The following is a 21,159-nucleotide window of genomic DNA, read 5'->3' as shown; positions in this document are numbered from 1 at the left end:
GCAGCCGGTGGCGCAGGGCGCAGCCGGCGCAGGCCCCGGACCCGGCGCGGCAGCCGGCCCTCGACGGGGACCGGCAGTCCCCGTCGAAGGGCCACGGGCACGGGCACGCGGAGGGCCCCCTCCCGGTGCCGGACATCCCTGAGCCGCAGGCTCCGGGCGCGCGGCCCGACGACCGGCCCGGGCACGGCCAGAAGCACGGGCGGCCGGACGCCGGGATGCCGCGGCAGCTGGTCGAGCAGCTGCCGATGCACCCGGCCGACGTGTGCGCGATGGGGCGCAGGCACGGCCGCTGGTCGCCGGACAGCCCGGAGGCCCGCATCTGCGCGGGCGTCCACGAGGGCTGAGCCGGGCCCGCCACGGATGCGGGCCCGCTACGGGGGCTGGCCCGCCACGGGTACGGGTCCGCCACGGATGCGGGTCCGCTACGGGTGCTGGCCGGGGACGGAACCCGGGCGGGGGCCCTCGTCCGGGTCGTCGGCCAGCCGCTGTTCCAGGCGGGCGACGGCCGCCCGTACGCCGTTGCCGTAGCCGTCGTCGGGCAGGGCGCCGGTGGCGTCGCGGGCCAGCGCCAGATGGGTGCGGGCCGCCTCGGGCCGTCCCAGCTTGACGTAGTCCGCGGCCAGGTTGAGGTGCAGCGACGGGTAGAAGGCGCGGACGGCCACGTGCGGCTCGTGCCGGGCGAGCCGCTCGTCGCCGAGCCCGTCGGCGGCGGCGAGGGCCGCGAGGTCCCAGTCCAGTTCGTCGCCGGGGTCGTCCTGGGCGTCGGCCATGTAGTGCGCGAGGGTGCAGCGGTGCAGGGGGTCGCCGTCCTCGCCGATCTCGGCCCAGATCTCCGCCAGGCGGTTGCGGGCCTCCTCCCGGTCGCCGGCGTGCAGCAGGATGATCGCCTGTCCGATCCGGGTCATGACGGCGTCCTCCGACGCCTCCTGCTGCTGCTCCCTCAATGCGGCCTCCGGTCGGTCCCGCCAGACCTGCTGCGGTCTGATCGTCACGACGCTAACCGGAGGCACCGGCATTGCCGCGCAAGGCGCGGTGCGGAGTCAGCCGAGGTTCGGGATCGTCCAGTCGATCGGCTCATGGCCCTGGGCGGCCACGGCCTCGTTGATCTGCGTGAAGGGCCGGGAGCCGAAGAACTTCTTGGCCGACAGCGGCGAGGGGTGGGCGCCCTTGACGACGACGTGCCGGGTCTCGTCGATCAGCGGCAGCTTCTTCTGGGCGTAGGCGCCCCACAGCACGAAGACGGCCGGGTCGGGGCGCTCGGCCACGGCGCGGATCACCGCGTCCGTGAACTTCTCCCAGCCCCTGCCCTTGTGCGAGTTGGGCTCGGCCTCGCGGACGGTGAGCACCGCGTTGAGCAGCAGGACGCCCTGCTCGGCCCACGGCATCAGGTACCCGTTGTCCGGGATCGGGGTGCCGAGGTCGGCCTGCATCTCCTTGTAGATGTTGCGCAGGGACGGGGGCGTCTTGACCCCCGGCCGCACCGAGAAGCACAGGCCGTGGCCCTGGCCGGCGCCGTGGTACGGGTCCTGGCCGAGCACGAGGACCTTGACCTTGTCGAACGGCGTGGCCTCCAGGGCGGCGAACACCTGCTCGCTCGGGGGGTAGACCGGTCCGGCCGCCCGCTCCTTCTCGACGAACTCGGTGAGCTCCTTGAAGTAGGGCTGCTCCAGCTCCCCGCCGAGGACGGGGAGCCAGGACTCGGGCAGCATCTGGGTCACGTCGACAACCTCCGGTACGTGTTCGTGCAACTGCTCAGAACCTACCGGTGGCCACTGACAACGACGCCGTCAGGCCGGTCGGACGGGACTGCCCCGACCGGCCCGCCGGGCCGTCACCAGCTGGTCTTGCGGTACAGCTCCCACATCTGCATGGCCGTCTGCGGGTCGAGGGCCCGCTCGGCACCCGCGATGTCCTCGCGCGCCCCCACGTACAGCTTGCCCTGCCACAGCGGCAGCAGCCGGACGTCCTCGGCGAAGATCTGCTGGGCCCGCTCGAACTCGCGGGCGACGGCGGAGCGGTCCCCCTCGCGGCGGGACTTGGGCAGCAGCTCGGTGAGGATCTCGCTGGACTCGTACGGGGTGCCGAGCACGTTCTCCTTGCCGACGAACGGGGCGATGAAGTTGTCCGGGTCCGGGAAGTCGGGGAACCAGCCGCGGAAGAAGACCGGGTACTCGCCGTTCTGGTAGCCGTCCTGGAACGCCTTCCAGGTGGGCTGGGTCTTCAGGTTGATCTTGAACAGCTGGCTCTCCTCCAGCTGCCGCTTGAGCTCGGTGAACTCGGCGGCGGTGGCGGGGCCGTAGCGGTCGGTGGTGTACCAGAAGTTCAGCTCCACCGGCTGGGTGATCCCGGCGTCCTTGAGGATCTTCTTGGCCTTGCTGACGTCGGCCTGGCCGAAGCGGTCGTAGAAGGGCGTCTTGTGGCCCACGACGCCCTTGGGGACCATCGAGTACAGCGGCTCGGCGGTGCCCTGGTAGACCTTGGAGACGAGCGCGCCGCGGTCGATGAGCTGGGCGATGGCCTGGCGCACGGCCGGCTTGGCGACGGCCGGGTCCTTGGGGTTCAGGATCAGGTAGCGGATCTCGGTGCCGACGTTCTCGACCACCTGCACGCCCTTGGCGTGCGAGTCGGGGCTCTGGAGGTCCTTGATCTCCGCGGCGGTCAGACCTCGGTAGGTCGCGTCGATCTCCTTCTCCTTGAGCGCGGTGACCATCTTCGCCGAGTCGGTGAAGTAGCGGATGGTCACGCCGTCGTTACGGCGCTGCGCGAAGCCCTGGTAGTCCGCGTAGCCCTTCAGGACGGCCTCGCCGCCGTCCTTGTAGGACTCCAGGACGTAGGGGCCGGAGCCGGTGAGCTTGCCGTCCTGGCGGAGCTTGTCGGCCGGGTACTCCTTCGGCGGGACGAGGGAGGCGGCGGGCGAGCCGAGGACGAAGGGGAACGTCGCGTCGGACGTCTTCAGGTGGAAGACCACGACCAGCGGCTCGGGGGCCTCGATGCGCTCCAGGCTGCCGAAGAGGTCCTTCGGGCCGGACTTGGCCCCGATGGTCCGGATCCGGTCGAGGGAGTGCTTGACGGCCTTGGCGTCGAGCGGCTCACCGTCGGAGAACTTCAGGCCCTTCTTCAGCGTGCAGCGGTAGGACTGGTTCGCGGAGTCGGTGAACTCGCAGTTCTGGGCCGCGTCGGGCTGCGGCTTGGTGCTTCCGGTCGGGAAGCTGAGAAGGGTCTGGAAGACGTTCCGGTACAGCTCCCAGGAACCGTCCCAGGCCGCCGCGGGATCGAGCGTGGACGGGGCACTCATGGTGCCGACGACTATCTGCTTCTGCTCGCCCTCGGCGTCGTCCGAAAACAGCCCGCAGCCGGCGAGCAGGGATATGGACGCAACGGCCGCAAAGGTCTGCAGGCATCTGGTCCGGTTGAACACGTGCACGCTCCTCGATCAGCCACGGGTGCGGCAGACCCTACCGCAGTGCCCCACGAATCCAATGGGGGAGGTTCCGTGGGGCACTTGACCGATTCCGTACCTATTAGGGGTGCATTTACCACCCCGCGGTGACGGAATTCGTCCGGTAATCGGTCACCCGACTCCGGCATTGAGGAAGATTCCTCCGTCTACGACCAGAGTTTGACCTGTGACCCATTCCGCTTGGTCCGAGGTGAGGAATGCCGCAGCTCCTCCGATGTCGGCCGGCACGCCGAGCCGGCCCAGCGGGTAGGCGGCGGCCGCCTCGGCCTCGCGGCCGTCGTAGAGCATCTCGGCGAACTTGGTCTTGACCACCGCGGGCGCGATCGCGTTGACCCGGACTCCCGGGGCCATCTCGTGCGCGAGCTGGACCGTCAGATTGATCATCGCCGCCTTGCTCATGCCGTACGCGCCGATGAAGGGCGAGGGCGCGAGCCCGGCGATGGAGGCGATGTTGACGATCGCGCCGCCGTGGTCCTTCTGCCAGGCGTGCCAGGTCCGCTGGGCGAAGCCCAGTGCCGAGATCACGTTGGTCTCGTAGACCTTGCGGGCGACGCCGAGGTCGAGGTCCGCGAGCGGACCGAAGACGGGATTGGTGCCGGCGTTGTTGACCAGGAGGTCGACCCGGCCGAACGCCTCCATGGTGCGCTCGACGGCCGCCGCCTGGTGGGCCTCGTCGTGGGCCTTTCCGGCCACCCCGATGACCCGGTCCGCGCCGAGCCGCTCGACGGCCTCCTTGAGGGCGTCCTCGTTGCGGCCGGTGATGCACAGCCGGTCCCCGCGGGCGAGGAACGCCTCGGCGACCCCGTAGCCGATGCCCCGGCTGGCGCCGGTGATCAGTGCGACCTTGCCGCTGTCGGTGCCTTGGTACGTCATGGCGTACGCGCTCTCCTTCGTCGGTCCTGGGCCTGGGATCAGCTGAGCGGGCCGCCGGCCACGTACAGGACCTGGCCGGAGACGAAGCCGGCCGCGTCGCCGGCGAAGAAGGCGATGGCGTTCGCGACGTCGTCGGGCCGCCCGACGCGCTGGACGGGGATCTGGGTGGCGGCGGCGGCCTGGAAGTCCTCGAAGCCCATGCCGACGCGGGCGGCGGTGGCGGCGGTCATCTCGGTGGCGATGAAGCCGGGGGCGACCGCGTTGACGGTGACGCCGAACTTGCCGAGCTCGATCGCGAGGGTCTTGGTGAAGCCCTGGAGGCCGGCCTTGGCGGCGGAGTAGTTGGCCTGGCCGCGGTTGCCGAGCGCCGAGCTGCTGGAGAGGTTGACGATCCGGCCGAACTGGGCGTCCACCATGTGCTTCTGACAGGCCTTCGCCATCAGGAACGCACCGCGCAGGTGCACGTTCATGACGGTGTCCCAGTCGGACTCGCTCATCTTGAAGAGCAGGTTGTCGCGGAGCACGCCCGCGTTGTTGACCAGGACCGTCGGGGCCCCGAGGGTGGCGGCGACCCGCTCGACGGCGGCCTCGACCTGTGCGCCGTCCGACACGTCGCAGCCGATCGCCACGGCCTTGCCCCCGGCCGCGGTGATGGCCTCCACGGTGTCCTTGCAGGCGCCCTCGTCGAGGTCGAGCACGGCTACGGCGCGGCCCTCGGCGGCCAGCCGTACGGCGGTGGCGGCGCCGATGCCCCGGGCCGCCCCGGTCACGATGGCGACGCGCTGCTCGGTGGTGGACATGCTGGTTCTCCTCGCCCTTGAGTGCGGCCGCCCGCGACTGAGCAACCGCTTAGTAGCTTCAGCTGAGGAGACGCTAGGAGCCCTGGCACCCGGTGTCAACGCCACCGGCTGCCAGGGCCCCCGCCGTCGTACGGTCAGCGCACCAGCAGGTCGAGCAGGCGTTCCACCTCGGCCTCCGGGTCGGTGGTCAGACCGCTGTGCACCGGCCCGGGCTGGACCACCGTGCTGCGCGGCGCGATCAGCCAGCGGAAGCGCCGGCCGGCGTCGTCACCGGCCGCCTGCCCCGCCTGCTCGCCGCCCGCGCACACGCCTTCCACCCCGCGCAGGGCGGCCCGTACGCCCGCGACGTCGGCCCCGGGGTCGAGCGCGAGGAGCTTGGCCTCGTCCAGGTGGGTGCGGGCCGCCACGAAGGAGCGCGCCCGGCAGTAGACGATGATCCCGGCGTTGAAGCACTCCCCGCGCTCCACCCGGGGGACGACGCGCACCAGCGCGTACTCGAACACGTCCCGCTCACTCACCGGCTGTCGCTCTTCTTCGTCTTGTGGGGCCATTCGGTCAGGTGCTCGGTGAGCCAGCCGGGCGGGCCCTGGGGGGCCTTGACCGGAGCTTCCATCGAGATCCGCTCGTGGATCGTAGCGGCGCGCGGCAGCAGCGCCTCCACATACGCCCGGCGCAGCGCGTCGGTGGACTCGAACCCGGGCTCGTCGACCAGCCACTCGTCGGGCACGTCGGCGGTGACCTCGGTGAGCAACTCCTCGGTGACCAGCGGCGCGAGCTCGGCGGCGGCCTCGGCGATCCGCGGCCCGACGGGGGCGAGGACGTGGTCGGAGGCGTTGTACGGCTTGGCGGCCGCGCTCGCGGCGGTGGGCCAGTTGTGGTGCCAGATCATCGTGGCGCCGTGGTCGATGAGCCACACGTCGCCGTGCCAGACGAGCATGTTGGGGTTGCGCCAGGACCGGTCGACGTTGTTGATCAGGGCGTCGAACCAGACGATCCGCCCCGCCTCGACCGGGTCCACCTGGTAGGCGAGCGGGTCGAACCCGATCGAGCCGGGCAGGTAGTCCATCCCGAGGTTGAGCCCGCCGCTCGCCTTGAGCAGCTCCTGGACCTCCTGGTCCGGCTCGGCGAGGCCGATGACGGGGTCCAGCTGGATCTGCACCAGCTCGGGCACCCGCAGCCCGAGCCGCCGGGCGAGCCGCCCGCAGACCACCTCCGCCACCAGCGTCTTGCGGCCCTGGCCGGCTCCGGTGAACTTCATGACGTAGGTCCCGAGATCGTCGGCCTCGACGATCCCGGGAAGCGAGCCACCCTCACGCAAGGGCGTGACGTAGCGGGTCGCTACGACCTCTTCCAACACTTTCCCAGGCCACCCATCTCTTCAGCCTTACAATCCACGACGACGTCTCCAGCGCGTAGAGGCAGGAATCACGGGTCAACGGCGCAGGGGAGAATCTGGGGAGTCTCGGCCGGCGAGCCGGTCTCCCCGCTCCCCCCAGCAGACCGTCGATGGTGCCGCGCCCCTTGCTGCCGGCGTCCGGCATGAAGTGAGCATAGATCGGTACGGGCAACAACCACTTACCTGTCGGGATGCTCCGGCAGGGCGAGCCAGTCCGACCAGGAGATCTCGCGGCCGAGGAAGCGCGGCTGCTCGAACGGCCAGTCGGCGGCGATCCACCGCGGCACCAGCTCGTCGAGGGCCTGCTCGACCTTGCCGCCCACCAGCTCGTCCACCACCCACCAGGAGATCTCGCCGTCCGCGCCGGCCCTCTCCGGTGGGTCGATGTAGACACAGCCGAGCAGAGCTGTCTCCGCCGCGTCGAACAGCGCGTAGTTGAAGGACTGGTGTGCGGCGATCTCCTTCTCGTGCCGCAACAGGTCGGCCTGGTCGGCCTCGTAGGTCATGGTGGCCGCGGGCCAGCCCCAGGCCGGGCCGAAGATGGTCCACAGCCGCTCGCGCGAACCCATCACAGCCGGATAGTCGAGCGCGGTGTCCGCCTCCCGGATCGGCCGTAGGTGATGGCCACCGCCCGGCAGCGGTACCAGGACGGGGTGGACGAAGTCATCGGGAAGCCAGCTCATGGCGCCCGACCGTAGCAGCGCGCGGCCCGTCCGCTCCCCTGGATTTTCCCCGACGCCGTCCAGTGGGGGACCTGGCCGCCCCCGCGATCACGGTCATCCGGATTGACTCAGCGACCGGCGTACGGCAGCAGGGCCATCTCGCGCGCGTTCTTGATGGCGGCGGCGAGGGCCCGCTGCTGCTGGGCCGTCACCCGGGTCACGCGGCGACTGCGGATCTTCCCCCGGTCGGAGATGAACTTCCGGAGCAGGTCGGTGTCCTTGTAGTCGATGTAGGTGATCCCTGCGGCGTCGAGCGGGTTGGGCCGGGACTTGACCGGCTTGTGGGGAACGGGGCGTCGGGCCATGGCGGCGTCTCCTTGAGTGAACGTTTCGATGACGGCCTCATCGGGCCGTGGGTGGGCAGGTGGTGGGTACGGAAGTCAGGCGGCGTCGAGGAGGGAGTCGAAGGCGGCGGGCAGGGCCTTCCAGGACTCGCGCCCCGACAGGTACTCCGCGTCCGTCAACAGGCAGGAGTCGAGGAGCCGTTCCAGCCCGTCCCGGTCCAGGCCCGGCGACGTGAAAACCAGGTGCTGGCAGCAGTCGCCGTGCTCGGGGTGCCAGTCCAGGGCCGCAGCAGCCCGCCGCATCGGGGGGACCATGTCCCACGCCGCGTCGGGCAATGACGCCAGCCACGGGCCGGTGCTCTCGACACACAGCGCGCCGCCTGCGGCGTCCCACGCCAGCAGGGTGTCGGGGCGGTCGGCGAGCCAGAACCTGCCGCGGCTGCGGGCCGCCGCACAGCACAGATCCTCCAACGCCTCGTACAGACGCTCGGGATGGAACGGCCGTCGGCGGTGCCAGACCAGCGTGGTCACGCCGGCCTCGTCCGCCTCCTGCGGCAGCAGCGCACACGCCGGGTGCTGCGCGGCTGCCGCGGCCTCGACGTCGAAGCCGGCGAATGCGGCCCGGGCGAGTTCGACGGAAGCGGCCGGTACGCGCCGTGCGGTGGGGTGCAGTTGAGCGAGCAGTGCCCGGTCCTCGTCGTCGGCTTCCTCGCTGTCGACGAGGGCGAGGACCGGTGCGTACTCCAGCTGGCGGGCCCAGGTGTCGCCGACGGTCCGCTGGTCGGTGGGGGCGGCGGCGAGGCCGGCTTCGGCCAGGTCGTCACCGTTGGCGAGGCAGGGCAGGACGAGGGCGGGATCGACGGCGGTGATCACGTTCGTCAGCACCAGACGGTCCGCGCCGTACCCGGCGACGACCTCCGCCATGGCCTTCGGTTCGACCGAGTCCCACAGCTCGACCACGGCGAGCCGGGTCAGGCCGCTGTCCGCCATCCGCTCCAGTTCCGGGACGAGGTCCTCGCGCAGGGCGCAACACGCGCAGTCGTTGACCAGCGGTGTCTCACCGCGGGAGAGGGTGCCGGAGGCGTCGCGGATCAGGCGGAGCACGGTGCCGTCGGGCGCGGCGGACAGGTCGTGGTGCAGCGCCACACTCCCGGGAACGGTCCGCAGGAGCTGATCGACGACCTCTCTCCGGGCCTCGGAGTGCATCCCGGCGACGATCACGACGGGGAGCTGGTGCCCGCCGTCCATCACCGGGCTCCGTAGCGGCGCTGGAACTTCTCGACGCGGCCGGCGGTGTCCATGACGCGCGCGGTGCCCGTGTAGAAGGGGTGGCTGGCGGAGGAGATCTCCACGTCGACGACCGGGTAGGTGTTGCCGTCCTCCCAGTCGACCGTCTTGTCGCTGGTCATGGTGGAGCAGGTGAGGAAGGCGGTACCGGAGGCGGTGTCGCGGAAGACGACGGGGCCGTAGGCGGGGTGGATTCCGGGCTTCATGGCAGGAACCTTTCGGCGGTGGGGCGGGGTTGCGGGGCGGTCAGCGCTCTTCGCGGAAGTCCACGTGGCGACGGGCGACGGGGTCGTACTTGCGCAGCACCAGCCGGTCGGGGTCGTTGCGGCGGTTCTTGCGGGTGACGTAGGTGAATCCGGTGCCCGCCGTGGAGCGGAGCTTGATGATCGGGCGGATCTCGTTGCGTGCCATGGGGCAAGTATATGACAATGGTTTCCATTACCAACACGCACACCCACGAGAGAGGCGGCAGATCCATGTCGGCCCACTGCCAACTGACCGGCGCCAAGCCGGGATTCGGCAACAACATCTCCCACTCGCACCGGCGCACCTCGCGCCGCTTCGACCCGAACATCCAGCACAAGCGCTACTGGCTGCCCAGCGAGGGGCGACACGTACGACTCACGCTGAGCGCCAAGGCGATCAAGACGGTGGACGCGATCGGCATCGAGGCGGCGGTGGCCCGGATCCGCGCGCGAGGAGGGAAGGTCTGATGGCGAAGAAGAGCAAGATCGCGCAGAACGAGAAGCGCAAGGAGATCGTCCAGCGGTACGCCGCCCGGCGGGCCGAACTCAAGGAGATCATCCGCCGGCCGTCCTCCAGCACGGCCGACCGGGACGCCGCCCTCGCCGAGCTGCGCCGGCAGCCGCGCAACGCCAGTGCCACCCGCGTACGCAACCGCGACAGCGTGGACGGCCGCCCCCGGGGCCACCTGCGCAAGTTCGGACTCTCCCGGGTACGGGTGCGACAGCAGGCGCACGCGGGATTCCTGCCCGGAGTCACCAAGTCGTCCTGGTAGTCGAGACCAGCCGCACGCGCACCGGAATCCCTATTGAAAATGATTACCGTTAGGGGTTAGGGTGCGTCGGTCCGCGTGCGGCACCCCTACGGGCAAGCAAGGGGGGCTCCGCGGGGTGCCGCACGCGGACTCACACGTCAGCCGTGCCGTCACGGCGTAACAAGCAACCAACCGAGCCGAGGAGCTTCACATGGCCGTCCCCAAGCGGAAGATGTCCCGCAGCAACACCCGTCACCGCCGCGCCCGGTGGAAGGCGACCACGCCCCAGCTGGTGCCGGTCACCGTCGACGGCTCCGTCCACCAGGTCCCCCAGCGCCTGGTGAAGGCGTACGAGCGTGGCCTCATCCATCCCGAGGGCTGACGCCGTGACGTCGTACGACCCCCTGCCGGTGACCGTTCTGTCCGGTTTCCTCGGCGCGGGAAAGACCACCCTGCTCAACCACGTCCTCGGCAACCGCGAGGGCCTCCGCGTCGCGGTGATCGTCAACGACATGAGCGAGGTCAACATCGACGCCGCGCTCGTGCGCGGCGGCGGGGCGGCGCTCTCGCGCACCGAGGAGCGGCTGGTCGAGATGACCAACGGGTGCATCTGCTGCACCCTGCGCGACGACCTGCTGGAGGAGGTCGACCGGCTCGCCCGCGAAGGCCGCTTCGACTACCTGCTCATCGAGTCCAGCGGCATCTCCGAGCCCATGCCGGTCGCCGCCACCTTCTCCTTCCCCCGGGACGACGGCGCCACCCTCGGCGACCTCGCCCGCCTCGACACCATGGTCACCGTCGTCGACGCCGCGAACTTCCTGCGGGAGCTCGAAGGCGGGGACGAACTGGCCGCGCGCGGACTGGCCGCCTACGAGGACGACGAGCGCACCATCAGCGACCTGCTCGTCGACCAGGTCGAGTTCGCCGACGTCATCGTCCTCAACAAGCTGGACCTGGTGGAGCCGGACCAGGCCGCACGCCTGCGGGCCGCGCTGACCCGGCTGAACCCCGCCGCCCGCGTCGTGCCCGCCGTACGCGGGCACGTGGCCCTCGAACACATCCTGGGCACCGGCCTGTTCGACGTCGAGAAGGCGCAGCAGGCACCCGGCTGGGTCCAGGAGCTCAACGGCGACCACGTCCCCGAGACCGAGGAGTACGGGATCTCCTCGGTCGTGTTCCGGGCCGACGCGGCCTTCCACCCGGGCAGGCTGTGGACGTTCGTCACCAAGGGCCTGGACAGCGGCACCTTCGGGCGCATCCTGCGCTCCAAGGGGTTCTTCTGGCTCGCCAGCCGCCCCCGCGTGACCGGCCTGTGGTCCCAGGCCGGCGCCGTCGCCCGCTTCGAACCCTCCGGCACCCGCGGACCCGGCACCGCGCAGGGCCAGGAACTGGTCTTCATCGGCACCGGTCTGCGCCACGAAGCCCTCCTGGCGGCGCTGGACGCCTGCCTGCTCGCACCGGGCGAAGCCGTACCGGACGGTGACGAGTTCCCCGCCTGGGAGACGTACGGAAACGACGACGCCTGCGACGCCCACGAGCACGCCACAGAGGCAGCCTGAAGCTCCGGGCCGGGATGGGTCCCCATGCTCGAGCGAAGCGGAGAGCTTGGGCGAGGTCGCAGCCACGGCACCGCCCAGTACGGCCCCGCCTGCCTCGCCGACGAAGCCGGGTGGGCAGCGCTACGGCCGAGGTGGGCGCCGTCGCCCCGCATCCGGTAGCCGGAAGCCTGGTCGGTCTCCATCTGCGCGGAGAGCGAGTACCCCACCGAGCCTCGCTCACTCCGCGGTGGAAGAGTGGGCCAGGCTGACCTCTGCCGGCCTCGCGACGCGGTCGATTCGAGCGAACCAGCTCGAACGGTGGCGGCAATCCACTGCCGTCGTCCACAATCCAGGGCTGCTCCCGTGCTCCGGGAGGGCGGACCCGGACCGCCGGCACCGCGCTGATCCAGTGCAGCGCTCGTTCATGCGGGGACACCCAGCACATCCTGATGCCGTCGGCGAGGTAGCGGGGGGTGTGGGCGACGATGTCGTCCACGGTGATCGGCGACAGCTGGGCTTCCCGGGCCATGCGCTGGGCGCTGTCCACAGAGGACGCCATGACGTCCGTGCGCCAGACGCCGCCCTCAGCTGGCACCTCCAGCGTGGCGTACCACCCGGCCGCCCGGATCGCGCCCGCCATCTCCAGCTTGAGCATGTGGTGCTCCCAGGACTCGTTCGACAGCTCACACGACGGCGGCCGCCCCGGGTCGTGGCAGAAGAACCGCACGTTGTACCGGGAGACTTTGGGATGCAGACTCCAGCCGCACTCGGGGCAGCGGAGCGAGATGCGCGGACGCACCTTGTGGCCCTTGTTCCAGGCCAGGCCGGGCCGCGTCCGCGGTCGAAGAGGGGGGCGTCGAGGCGGCCGAGGCCGGGGTGCAGCACAGTGAAGGGCATGAATCGCGTCTCCCGGCGATCAGGCGTACTCGCGGCGTATCTGACAGGACCGCAGATAGCAAGCGCCACTGACAGAGGCCGGTAGGTACCTACCGGCTGGACGCGGCCGGAACGGGGGTCGCCGGCGGTGCGGCGGGCGTCGGCGGCTGGCCGAACCCAGGGGCCAGCAGAAGCGCGAGGAGCGTCGCGACCGCAGCGCCGGAGGCAATCGAGGTTCTCAGGTCACCCAGGCCGAGCGCACCGTGCGCACGAGCGGTGTGCTTGACAGAGCCGAGGCCCGCCGATACTCGCTGACGCTCCGGCGTTCCGCGACCAGTGCGACCTGGTTCGATCTGTGCCTGAAGGCCTACGACACGGTCATCCACCTGCTCGCCGAACGTGCGCCTGGTCTGCTGAAGGCCCTGCGCGAGGCCGATGCGGACTTTGTGCTGCCGGAAGGCACGCTCGCCGAGTGCGACCGGGTCGCAGACGGACGGGCCGCCTACTCCCACAAGCACCGCCGGCACGGGGTGAACGCGCAGGTGGTCACCGATCCGGACGGCAGGCCGCTGTGGCTATAACCCGCACTGCCAGGCCGGTCTCACGACCTGGCGGCAGCCCGCACCCACCGGATCATCCGCATCTGCGAGCGCCAGGGCGTCCCCATCCTGGCCGATCTCGCCTACCAGGGCGGCGGGCCGTGGGTGACCACGGGCACCAAACGCAGGCCCCTGCAGGAACTCACTCTCACCGAGAAGACCGTCAGCCGGGCCCTGTCCGCGTCACGGGCACCGATCGAACGCGGCGTCGCGCGCCTGAAAGCCTGGCGGATCTTCCGCAGATCCCGATGCACCCCGAACCGCATGATGCCAATCGCCAGAGCCATCCTCACCCTGGAGCAGCAACGCTGAAGAAGCTCAAGCCGAGCCGTTCACCTGTCCTCGGGCTCTCCTTGGCCTCCACTGACCAGCACAGACGCACCAACAGCCAGACTTTGAAACCGCCCTGGGTGCGCTGGTGGCGGTATCGGCCCAGGCGGCATCGCCCGGGATCGGCTGGGCGACTGCGGTGCGCAGTCACCGGAAGCCCGCTCCGTCAACCCGCCAGGGCGTCGAGGAAACTTCTTGACTTGCTGCGTCAGTGGACCTCATATTCCCAGCACGACGGCGTCAACGTGGCCCCGCCACCCCGGACAGGTCTGACGCGCTTTCCCGTAACCGCACGGAGGCGCGTATTACCGAGACCCATTCCGGTACAAACGGCGGGACAAATAATTCCGCGCCGACGTCTGGCCGATAGCCCCACTCCCCAACCAGAGGCGCTCACCCACCACGAATCTCCCTCAGGACAGTTTCCCACCTTCTCGACGCCTGCGAGGTCTTCATGCCATTCACAACCCAGCTCCGGCCCTCGACCCCTGCCGTCAGCCCAGCCAGAGTCCATACACTCCTGCGTTTCCTTCTCAGCGCGACGGTCACCATCGCGGTCATCGCGGCCGCCCTGGTTATACCCCCTGCAATTAAGGCCTATGCCACAGCCGGCGACCACAGACCCGCCACCTGGAACATGCAGGGAGGAAATGGGGAGAAATGGATCGATGTTAGCCGCCTGTCCAACGGGAGGTCCCACAACGTCCTGGCACACGACGTGGTCGCACTCCAGGAAGCCGGCCCGTACTCCTCCGTTCCCGGCACACAGGTAGCAAACGCTTCTGGTTATGCAAATGGTACCGGCATAATTACGGGAACCACCAATGACAGCGGGAACTTCGAATATCACATTAACCAGTGGACCATCGGGACCGGCTCCCGATCACGGACAGTCTATATCACCTGGCTCAACACCGACACGGGAGCCAGCAGAAACAACGTCGCCATCGTGACACATGACCGGCCGAGAGCCGTACAGGCAATCCGCGCACGCAACAACTATTATCCCGCCGGGGCCTCCGAGGGCACCTGGGGGCAGCGACCCGCAATTGGCGTTCAGCTCGCCGATGGAAGTTGGTACTACAGCTTCCATGCCAGTTCAATGGGTGACACCACTTACAACGATGCGCAGAATCTGGTCAACTACATTCGCAGCAACTATTCGGCCACCCGTAGTTGGGGGATTCTCGGCGACTTCAACCGCCGCCCAAGCAATCTGAATGCGGGCGCCGGCGCGCAAATCTACCGTTCGGGCGTCGGCACCCATGACGGCGGCGGCGAACTCGACTACATGGTCTCCAATGACACTGCCAGCATGGTCGGCTGGACCGGTCGTCTCATTGCGTACGCCAATTCCGACCACCGCGCCGTCGAGTTCGGCCTTCGCGCTTACGCACGACAGAATGAGATTACAAACGGCACTGCATATTCTAGCGACTGCCTGAATGTCCAGTGGGGTGGACGCGTCAACCTGGAGACATGCAACGGAAATGACGAGCAGTGGGCAATCTCGAACCTTGATCACCGCATCCAGGCCAGGGCAACCGGCCAATGCCTTGACCGAAAGGGCGGATCGAGCACCGAGATAATCACATATAATTGCTGGGAGCCGTCAGAACTTAATCAGCTGTGGCAAGTACATGATGAAACCAATCACATCACACCCCTCAACAACTATTCAGTATGCCTGGAGGCCCGGACGGGCGACGACGCCTACCTCCTCCCGTGTGATGACGAGCGGGAAGACGAGGAGTGGGTCATGTTCTTCAGGGCCCCGTATTACTGGGCAGCGATTCTTACGGTATGGGCCGGGGGATGGGATCACAACGAAAATGATCCGAATGGTCACATAAAGGTGGTTTAATCAGACCGCTATACACCCAGGGTTTCGGCGTAGTCGCTTGACGTCCGGTTCGTGATGGTCTGCCGGCTCGGCGGGGTTCGGGGAACGTGGCAGGCACGGACTTCCAAGATCATGGAGTTCTCGAAGCTCTGTGCCCCAAGTGGAAGACCGTGCCTGCCGACGCGTCATCGCCGATCCCGTGTCTTTGACCCAACTTCGCCAGCAGCCCAAGGCCGTGCCCGAGGAGATCCCGGGCCTGCTGGTGCGTCCGGCCTGCCTGCTCCAGGACCCGGTGCAGAAGGTCCAGGCCCTGGCCGCCCCACCACCCCTGCCTACCGCCTCGATCAGCTCTCTGTAGCTGTTGACCAAGCCTGCATTCTGCGGGCTTGGTCAACGGCAGGAAGAGCTATTGCCCATCTGTTCGGGATGCGAGCTCGGCCTCCAGCTCACTGAGGGCTGTCCGGCACTTGTCGTACTCCGCTTCGATGCTGGATATCAGGGATTCCGCCTGGGTCAGTGCGCCGACCCGGGCCTGTGTTTCGAGATTGGCGCACAAGGACGACAGGACGGACGCGCCGAAGGTGTCGGCGTTTGATCGCAGCGTATGGGCGGCGAGCCGGACCTCGCCCGGGTCGCCCGCGGGCACGGTGTGGCGGATGGTGTCGACCAGGGCGGGTGAGTCCTCGAGGAAGGCGTGGATGAGTTCGGCGACGAAGGCGGCGCTCGTGGATTCCACAAGGCGTTGCACGGCTGTGGGGTTGAGGACCTGGGCGCGGCCCTGCGAGGGTTTCGGCTGCTGGGGCTGCGGCGAGGGGGGTGCGGGCGGAGCGGGGGGCCGGTGTGTTCGTCGCCGGCATGCGTGCAGGGCTCGGGCCAGATCCTGCAGGTGCAGTGGTTTGCTGATGTAGTCGTCCATTCCTGCAGCCATGCACCGCTCTCGGTCGCCTGGCATGGCGTTGGCGGTCATCGCGATGATGGTGGGGCGGACGTCGCCGGGCCATTCCTGGTGGATCCGGCGTGTCGCTTCCAGACCGTCCATGCGGGGCATCTGGACGTCCATGAGGACTACGTCATAGGCCTGGTGGCGGAGGGCGTCCAGCGCCTGCTGGCCGTTGTGTGCCACCTGTGCGGTGTATCCGATCCTGCTGAGCATGCGCAGCAGGAGGAGGCGGTTGGTCTCGTTGTCCTCCGCCACGAGGATCCGCAGATCCTGGGCGGCGGCAGGGGCTTGCTCGGGGGAGGCCAGCAGCTGCAGTTCCGCGGAGGCCTGCGGCATACCGAGCACCCGGCCCAGTTCCTCGCAGAGCTGGCTCGCTTTGATGGGCTTGGTGTGGTAGCTGGCGAATTCGTCGAAGTTCTCGCTGCTCTGGCGGCCGACCGAGGTGAGCAGGATCAGCGGCAGAGTCGTCCTGTTCCGCCACTTGCGGATCTCGCGGGAGAGTACGGCGCCGTTGGTCTCCGGAAGGCGGTAGTCCAGGATTCCCACGTCGAAGGGATCGCCCCGGCGGATCCAGTCCAGGGCCTCGCCGGGTGATGGTGTGGCCCGGACGACCATGCCCCAGGATTCTCCCTGCAGAGTGAGGATCGTGCGGTTCGTCGCGTTGTCGTCGACCACGAGCATGCGCTTCCCTCGCAAGTCCGGAATCGTTTCCGTCTGAGGGTGGATCCGCATCGCGGCGGGGACAGGTTGCGCCCGGATGGTGAAGTGGAAGGTCGAGCCCTTGCCTGGAGTACTCTCCGCCCAGATGGTGCCGCCCATGAGCCCGGTCAGACGGCGGCTGATCGCCAGCCCCAGCCCGGTCCCCTCAAAGCGCCGACCACTGGAAGCGTCCAGTTGTTCGAACGCGTGGAACAGCAGGTTCATGCGGTCGGCGGGGATGCCGATGCCGGTATCGCGAACCGCGAAGTGCAGGTGTACCGAGGCCTCTTCCGGCACTTGGGCATCGTCGGGTGGGGTGGCCTGATCCAGTTGCCCGGCTTCGCGCCCGGGTACTGCCGTGTGCGGCCCGACGGGGCTGAGGGTGAGCACCACCTCGCCTTCGTCGGTGAACTTCACGGCGTTGCTGAGGAGGTTGCTGATGACCTGGCGCAGACGGACGGGGTCGGTCATCACGTGTTCTGTTGTCCCGGGCGTAACGATGTAGGCGAGGTCGAGGTTCTTCCGGGCTGCTCGGCTTGCGACCAGGTCAAAGGCCGTCTCGATGCAGTGGCGCAGGTCAACAGGCTTGCTCTCCAGGTCCAGCTTGCCGGCCTCGATCTTGGAGAAGTCCAGGATGTCGTTGATGATGACGAGGAGGTTTTCGCCGCTGTTGCGGATGATCTCGGTGAAGTCCCGCTGCTCACGTTGAAGGGGAGTGTCCAGCAGCAGCTCCGTCATGCCGATCACGGAGTTCAGGGGGGTGCGGATCTCGTGGCTCATCGTGGCGAGGAACGCGCTTTTTGCCTGGTTGGCGACCTCGGCGTTCTTCTGGGAGACCCGCAGGTCCTCTGCTGCCTGGGAGCGTTCCAGTGCGCGTCCCAGCTGGGTGCCGACGTTCAGCATCAGCCTGCACAGCGTGGCGTCAGGCTCGGTCGGTCCTGAAGCCAGGAATTCGAGCACTCCACCTACGTGCTCGCCATACAGCACGGGGAACACCAGATAGGTGCGGACGTCGAGGCGGGCAGCCCTCCGCATCGATGCAAGATGCGGCTCGTCGTCGAGGTCTTTGATCCACACAGGTTTGGCGTCACGCCGGACCTTTTCGGCCGGTGGGGCGATCGATGAGGTCTGGATGGCTTCGAAGAGATTTTTGAGCCCCTGGGCTTGCTGCGGGTCATCGAAGCGCCAGTCCTCATAGTCCGGGACCCGCGCGGAGTGGTTGGTGCCGGTGGCCCCGCTGTCACACGATGGCAATGGCCCGGCCATGCGCACGTGTCCCGCCGGCCACCTGGTGTAGGAGCACACGAGGCCCAGGATGGTGCGTGCGGCCTGTTGAGGGGTTGTCGCCACGTTCGCGGCCGAGGCCACGCCTTCCAGCAGTTCCAGCGACGCGTTGCGCTCGTCCAGCTGTCGGGTGCGCTGGCTCACTTTCTCCTCCACCGCGGTATAGCTCTCCTGCAGGTGGTCGGCCATGGTGTTGAACGTGGTAGCCAGCGTCCCGATTTCGTCCCGGCTTGTGACGTGGGCCCGTCGGCCAAGGTTGCCTTCCGTCAGGTTCCTTGCGGCGTCAGCCACGGCGGAGAGATTGTGGGCGATGCGGCGGGACATCAGAGTCGTCAGAGAGACGATGAGCGCCAGCCCGGTGCCGATGGTGACCAGCAGGACGGTGTTGCGCGTCCGGACCGCGTCGATCCGCGCGTGCAGCATGTGCTCTTCCCTGTCGAACATGGCGTTCCACAGTTGTGTGTTCGCCTGCAAGGCGCTCCTGGTCAGCTCTTCGACCCTCGTAGGGGTCAATCGGGAGCTCTGCCCCGAAGCCAAGTGTGTATTCGTCGCACCCATCAGGCTGGTGACCGACGCGCTGGCCCGATCGAGCAGCGGAGCGAGAGTCGATCTCAGCGCGGTGTCGTTGTTGTTTGCCGGCGTGGCGACGAATGAGCGGTTGAGGGCGTCGTTCAGTTGGCTGACGTGCTGATTCAGCCGACCCATCGTCTGGTTGAGGTCACCGGCGTCTTTGGTGCTTCCTGTTCGTACAGCCGTACCGAGCTCGCCGCCTAGCTGGCTTATGTCGCCGACCAGCGCTGGCTCCAGTGACAGCATTGCGGCACCGATGTAGAAGGTGTCGAGCTGAGGATCGAGGTTGAGTTTGGAAGCGTCGCCCACGTAAGAGTAAAGCGCCAGCAGATTGTCGACCAACTGGTCGGTGTAGCCCGTATTCAGCGCGTACACCGGGCCCGCGGCCTTGACGGCGTTCCATTCGTTCAGAAGCGCCGAAGGCGCGAGTTGTCCCTTGCCCTCGGTTTCCAAAGTTGCGCTCAGCTGCCGCTGCAGCGGGCGGACCGCCCGGGTGAGCTTGGTGAAGTCGGCGTCGACCGCAGCCTCGGCGTCGGCGAACTGCTGCGGCGCAATGCTCTGTCCGTGCACCGCCTGGTTCGAGAGCGCAGCGTACTGCAGCACCTTGAATGTCACTGTGCTCAAAGGGCGGAGGAACTGGGTGCCCTGGAGTTCATCGTTGGCGACGTTGACACTGTTGTTCTGCTGGCCGATCACATAGACCGTCGCCAAGGCCAGAGGCACCAAGAATGCCAGGGCTATGGCGCAGAGCTTGTGCCAGATCCGAGGCATGTAGCGCCAGGTACGGCCCTCCCTGCTCGACAGCGCGTGCGCCGTCGACGGTGAGGAGACCGGGTCCTGGCTCATGCTTCGTCCTGCAGGCAGACGCACTTTTCGGCGACTGGACGGTTGGCGGGAACCGCTGTCGCCTGCCGCCTGACTCTCTAGTATGCAATAAAAGGGACATGAGCGACGACAGCACGCGTACGCCTTGAGGCGCCGGGGGAAGTCTTTCGCGCGGTGGCGGCGATCGACGACGCAGTTTCCTGCGGATCATTCGCACGGCAACCGGACCGGTGGACCCGGAGGCGTGGTTCGCTGCGGTCCACCCAGTGCCCTGAGTCGTTGGCAGTAGGCGGCGGTGCCGGTCAGGTCGCCAGTCCGCCCGGGCACACCGTGATCACGACTCGTCGGATCACGGACAGCGACGGCGCGACACGCACCTGAAATGCCCGGCGATGGGGGCGCCGGACCGGGCCAAGGTGTCCTGCAGCACCGCCCCGGACAAGATCACCACGACTTTCCATCAACTGTGAGTGGCGGGCGCAGTGCTGTTGGTGCAGCAGTGGATGTAGCGGCGAGGCGCTTAGCGGCCTACGATGTTTTTGCCGTGTTGCGAGCAGCTCAGTTCGCCCGGCATGGCAACCTTTGAACCACCTGCAGGCCATCAACATTTCCTGATGTTATGCATTGCTTTTGCGGGAAACCGAGATGCGCATACCGTACCCGGTCAGTGTGATGACCGTCCCTCTGGTCGTCGTGATGGTTGCGTCCGGATGCACCGGCACCCGACCGCAGTCATCTCTCCTGCCCCCGTCTGCGGCGGTGGATCTAGCCGGAGTCTGTCCGCGTACCGTAGTGGTCCAGGCGGATTGGGAACCCGAAGCTGAGCATGGGGCTTTGTATCACTTGCTCGGTCCGGGGTATCGCATCGACGAATCCAAGAGACGTGTCAGCGCTCCGCTGGTGATTGGCGGAATGAGTACCGGAGTGAATATCGAAGTGCGTGCGGGCGGCTCGGCGGTCGACTTCCAGACGGTACCGGCGCTGATGTACAGCCATCCGGAAATCACGCTCGGCATGGTCACAGCAAATCAAGCATTGGCAACGTATGCGCTCTTTCCCGTCACCGCTGTCTTCGCGCCGCTCACCAAGAGTCCCGGGATTATCATGTGGGATCCGGCTTCCCATCCAACTTGGCGGGGCATCGCCGATATCGGCAAGAGCGATGTGAAGGTCTTGGTGTCACCCGGGTCGTTGTACACCCCCCTGCTGGTCCGGGAGGGCCTGATCAAGCAAAGTCAGATCGACGCCAGCTATGATGGCACGCCGACGAAATTCGTCACGAATCCGACCATGGCCATGCAGGGCTTCGCAACGTATGAGCCGTATTACTATCAGCACCATGTGCCGGCCTGGGGAAAACCGCTCAAATATCAGCTGCTTGCCGATGTCGGATACGAGGACTACGAGGGCGCGCTGACTGTGCAAACCGGTTCCCTCCGGCGGCTGTCCGCATGTCTCAGTAAATTGGTGCCGATTTTGCAGCGGTCGCAGATCGAATACATCACTAATCCGGGACCGACGAATCAGCTGATCACGGAAGTTGTCCGCAAGTACAACGACGGCTGGGGGTACAATCGGGAAACTGCAGACTATGCCGCACAGCTGATGAGGTCTTCGAAGATTGTGGCGAACGACAGCAGCGGCCCCCTCGGCGGCATGGACCCGGCTCGCGTGCAATCGATAATCACGGCATATTCATCCACCTTCAAGGAAGCGGGTGTAAGGGTCAAGCGCGGCCTCACTGTCGCCGACGTGGCCACAAACGAATTCATCGACAAGAACATCACTCTTCGTTGAGGTGAGTAAACCTTTCCAACCTGCTGGTGAAGCTGGTCA

Annotated in this window: 20 protein-coding genes and 3 pseudogenes; 9 read left to right on the top strand and 14 right to left on the bottom strand. The window is 67.7% G+C overall.

Annotated features, from left to right (window positions below; translation table 11 throughout):
• Positions 1-344, top strand: a pseudogene (locus tag GPJ59_RS01800) (hypothetical protein); the annotation flags it as partial.
• Positions 345-422: 78 nt separating this feature from the next.
• On the opposite strand, the gene GPJ59_RS01795 reads toward GPJ59_RS01800, so the two are convergent.
• From GPJ59_RS01795 to rpmG, 12 genes are all read right to left on the bottom strand, one after another.
• Positions 423-905 carry a hypothetical protein gene (locus GPJ59_RS01795; protein WP_219664523.1) on the bottom strand — a complete coding sequence of 161 codons (483 nt, stop codon included), beginning with the start codon at positions 903-905 and terminating at the stop codon, positions 423-425.
• Positions 906-1,040: 135 nt separating this feature from the next.
• Complete coding sequence (locus GPJ59_RS01790; RefSeq protein WP_219664521.1) at positions 1,041-1,709, bottom strand: uracil-DNA glycosylase; 669 nt, start codon at positions 1,707-1,709, stop codon at positions 1,041-1,043.
• A gap of 122 nt (positions 1,710-1,831) precedes the next feature.
• Complete coding sequence (locus tag GPJ59_RS01785) at positions 1,832-3,418, bottom strand: ABC transporter substrate-binding protein (protein WP_219664508.1); 1,587 nt, start codon at positions 3,416-3,418, stop codon at positions 1,832-1,834.
• Between the two features lie 153 nt (positions 3,419-3,571).
• Positions 3,572-4,333 carry an SDR family oxidoreductase gene (locus tag GPJ59_RS01780; protein ID WP_219664506.1) on the bottom strand — a complete coding sequence of 254 codons (762 nt, stop codon included), beginning with the start codon at positions 4,331-4,333 and terminating at the stop codon, positions 3,572-3,574.
• A 38-nt stretch (positions 4,334-4,371) separates the two neighbouring features.
• On the bottom strand, positions 4,372-5,133 hold the full coding sequence (gene fabG, locus GPJ59_RS01775; protein WP_219664504.1) for a 3-oxoacyl-ACP reductase FabG: 762 nt from the start codon (positions 5,131-5,133) through the stop codon (positions 4,372-4,374).
• A gap of 134 nt (positions 5,134-5,267) precedes the next feature.
• Entirely contained in the window at positions 5,268-5,651 is a 384-nt protein-coding gene (locus tag GPJ59_RS01770; RefSeq protein ID WP_219664502.1) for a DUF3037 domain-containing protein, read from the bottom strand.
• Positions 5,648-6,487 (bottom strand): HipA family kinase, encoded by an 840-nt coding sequence (locus GPJ59_RS01765; protein WP_258023713.1) that lies wholly within the window; start codon positions 6,485-6,487, stop codon positions 5,648-5,650. Before GPJ59_RS01765 ends, GPJ59_RS01770 begins: the two co-directional genes overlap by 4 nt.
• A gap of 221 nt (positions 6,488-6,708) precedes the next feature.
• Entirely contained in the window at positions 6,709-7,212 is a 504-nt protein-coding gene (locus GPJ59_RS01760) for an N-acetyltransferase (protein WP_219664498.1), read from the bottom strand.
• 107 nt (positions 7,213-7,319) lie between these two features.
• Positions 7,320-7,556 carry a 30S ribosomal protein S18 gene (gene rpsR / locus GPJ59_RS01755; protein ID WP_219664496.1) on the bottom strand — a complete coding sequence of 79 codons (237 nt, stop codon included), beginning with the start codon at positions 7,554-7,556 and terminating at the stop codon, positions 7,320-7,322.
• Between the two features lie 75 nt (positions 7,557-7,631).
• Positions 7,632-8,783, bottom strand: coding sequence for a CobW family GTP-binding protein (locus tag GPJ59_RS01750; protein ID WP_219664494.1), 1,152 nt, complete (start codon positions 8,781-8,783; stop codon positions 7,632-7,634).
• A complete protein-coding gene (locus tag GPJ59_RS01745; RefSeq protein WP_219664492.1) occupies positions 8,783-9,028 on the bottom strand; it encodes a type B 50S ribosomal protein L31 in 246 nt (81 codons plus the stop codon). The genes GPJ59_RS01750 and GPJ59_RS01745 overlap by 1 nt, the downstream gene beginning before the upstream one ends.
• A gap of 40 nt (positions 9,029-9,068) precedes the next feature.
• Positions 9,069-9,233 (bottom strand): 50S ribosomal protein L33, encoded by a 165-nt coding sequence (gene rpmG, locus GPJ59_RS01740; RefSeq protein ID WP_037929581.1) that lies wholly within the window; start codon positions 9,231-9,233, stop codon positions 9,069-9,071.
• A 65-nt stretch (positions 9,234-9,298) separates the two neighbouring features.
• Between rpmG and rpmB the strand changes: the two genes are divergently transcribed.
• From rpmB to GPJ59_RS01720, 4 genes are all read left to right on the top strand, one after another.
• Positions 9,299-9,535, top strand: a complete 237-nt coding sequence (gene rpmB, locus GPJ59_RS01735) for a 50S ribosomal protein L28 (protein WP_219664489.1) — start codon at positions 9,299-9,301, stop codon at positions 9,533-9,535.
• Complete coding sequence (rpsN, locus tag GPJ59_RS01730; RefSeq protein WP_219664487.1) at positions 9,535-9,840, top strand: 30S ribosomal protein S14; 306 nt, start codon at positions 9,535-9,537, stop codon at positions 9,838-9,840. The genes rpmB and rpsN overlap by 1 nt, the downstream gene beginning before the upstream one ends.
• 190 nt (positions 9,841-10,030) lie before the next feature.
• Positions 10,031-10,201, top strand: coding sequence for a 50S ribosomal protein L32 (rpmF, locus tag GPJ59_RS01725; RefSeq protein WP_219664485.1), 171 nt, complete (start codon positions 10,031-10,033; stop codon positions 10,199-10,201).
• A 4-nt stretch (positions 10,202-10,205) separates the two neighbouring features.
• Positions 10,206-11,378: a GTP-binding protein gene (locus tag GPJ59_RS01720; RefSeq protein ID WP_219664483.1), complete on the top strand. Its 1,173-nt coding sequence runs from the start codon at positions 10,206-10,208 to the stop codon at positions 11,376-11,378.
• 460 nt (positions 11,379-11,838) lie between these two features.
• Here GPJ59_RS01720 and GPJ59_RS39025 read toward each other — a convergent pair.
• A pseudogene (locus GPJ59_RS39025) lies at positions 11,839-11,997 on the bottom strand (competence protein CoiA family protein); the annotation flags it as partial.
• Between the two features lie 610 nt (positions 11,998-12,607).
• Between GPJ59_RS39025 and GPJ59_RS01715 the strand changes: the two are divergent.
• From GPJ59_RS01715 to GPJ59_RS01705, 3 genes and pseudogenes are all read left to right on the top strand, one after another.
• Positions 12,608-13,144 (top strand): annotated as a pseudogene (locus GPJ59_RS01715) (transposase family protein); the annotation flags it as partial.
• A 472-nt stretch (positions 13,145-13,616) separates the two neighbouring features.
• Entirely contained in the window at positions 13,617-15,026 is a 1,410-nt protein-coding gene (locus tag GPJ59_RS01710; RefSeq protein WP_219664481.1) for a ricin-type beta-trefoil lectin domain protein, read from the top strand.
• A 184-nt stretch (positions 15,027-15,210) separates the two neighbouring features.
• A complete protein-coding gene (locus GPJ59_RS01705; RefSeq protein ID WP_219664479.1) occupies positions 15,211-15,363 on the top strand; it encodes a hypothetical protein in 153 nt (50 codons plus the stop codon).
• A 48-nt stretch (positions 15,364-15,411) separates the two neighbouring features.
• On the opposite strand, the gene GPJ59_RS01700 is transcribed toward GPJ59_RS01705, so the two are convergent.
• Positions 15,412-19,344 (bottom strand): response regulator, encoded by a 3,933-nt coding sequence (locus GPJ59_RS01700; protein ID WP_219664478.1) that lies wholly within the window; start codon positions 19,342-19,344, stop codon positions 15,412-15,414.
• A gap of 903 nt (positions 19,345-20,247) precedes the next feature.
• On the opposite strand from GPJ59_RS01700, the gene GPJ59_RS01695 reads away from it, so the two are divergent.
• A complete protein-coding gene (locus GPJ59_RS01695) occupies positions 20,248-21,120 on the top strand; it encodes a hypothetical protein (protein ID WP_219664476.1) in 873 nt (290 codons plus the stop codon).
• The last annotated feature ends 39 nt before the right edge of the window (positions 21,121-21,159 follow it).

Origin of the sequence: Streptomyces bambusae (assembly GCF_019400985.1) — a bacterium.
Lineage (GTDB): Bacteria > Actinomycetota > Actinomycetes > Streptomycetales > Streptomycetaceae > Streptomyces > Streptomyces bambusae_A.
This window is presented reverse-complemented; position numbering and strand designations above follow the sequence as displayed.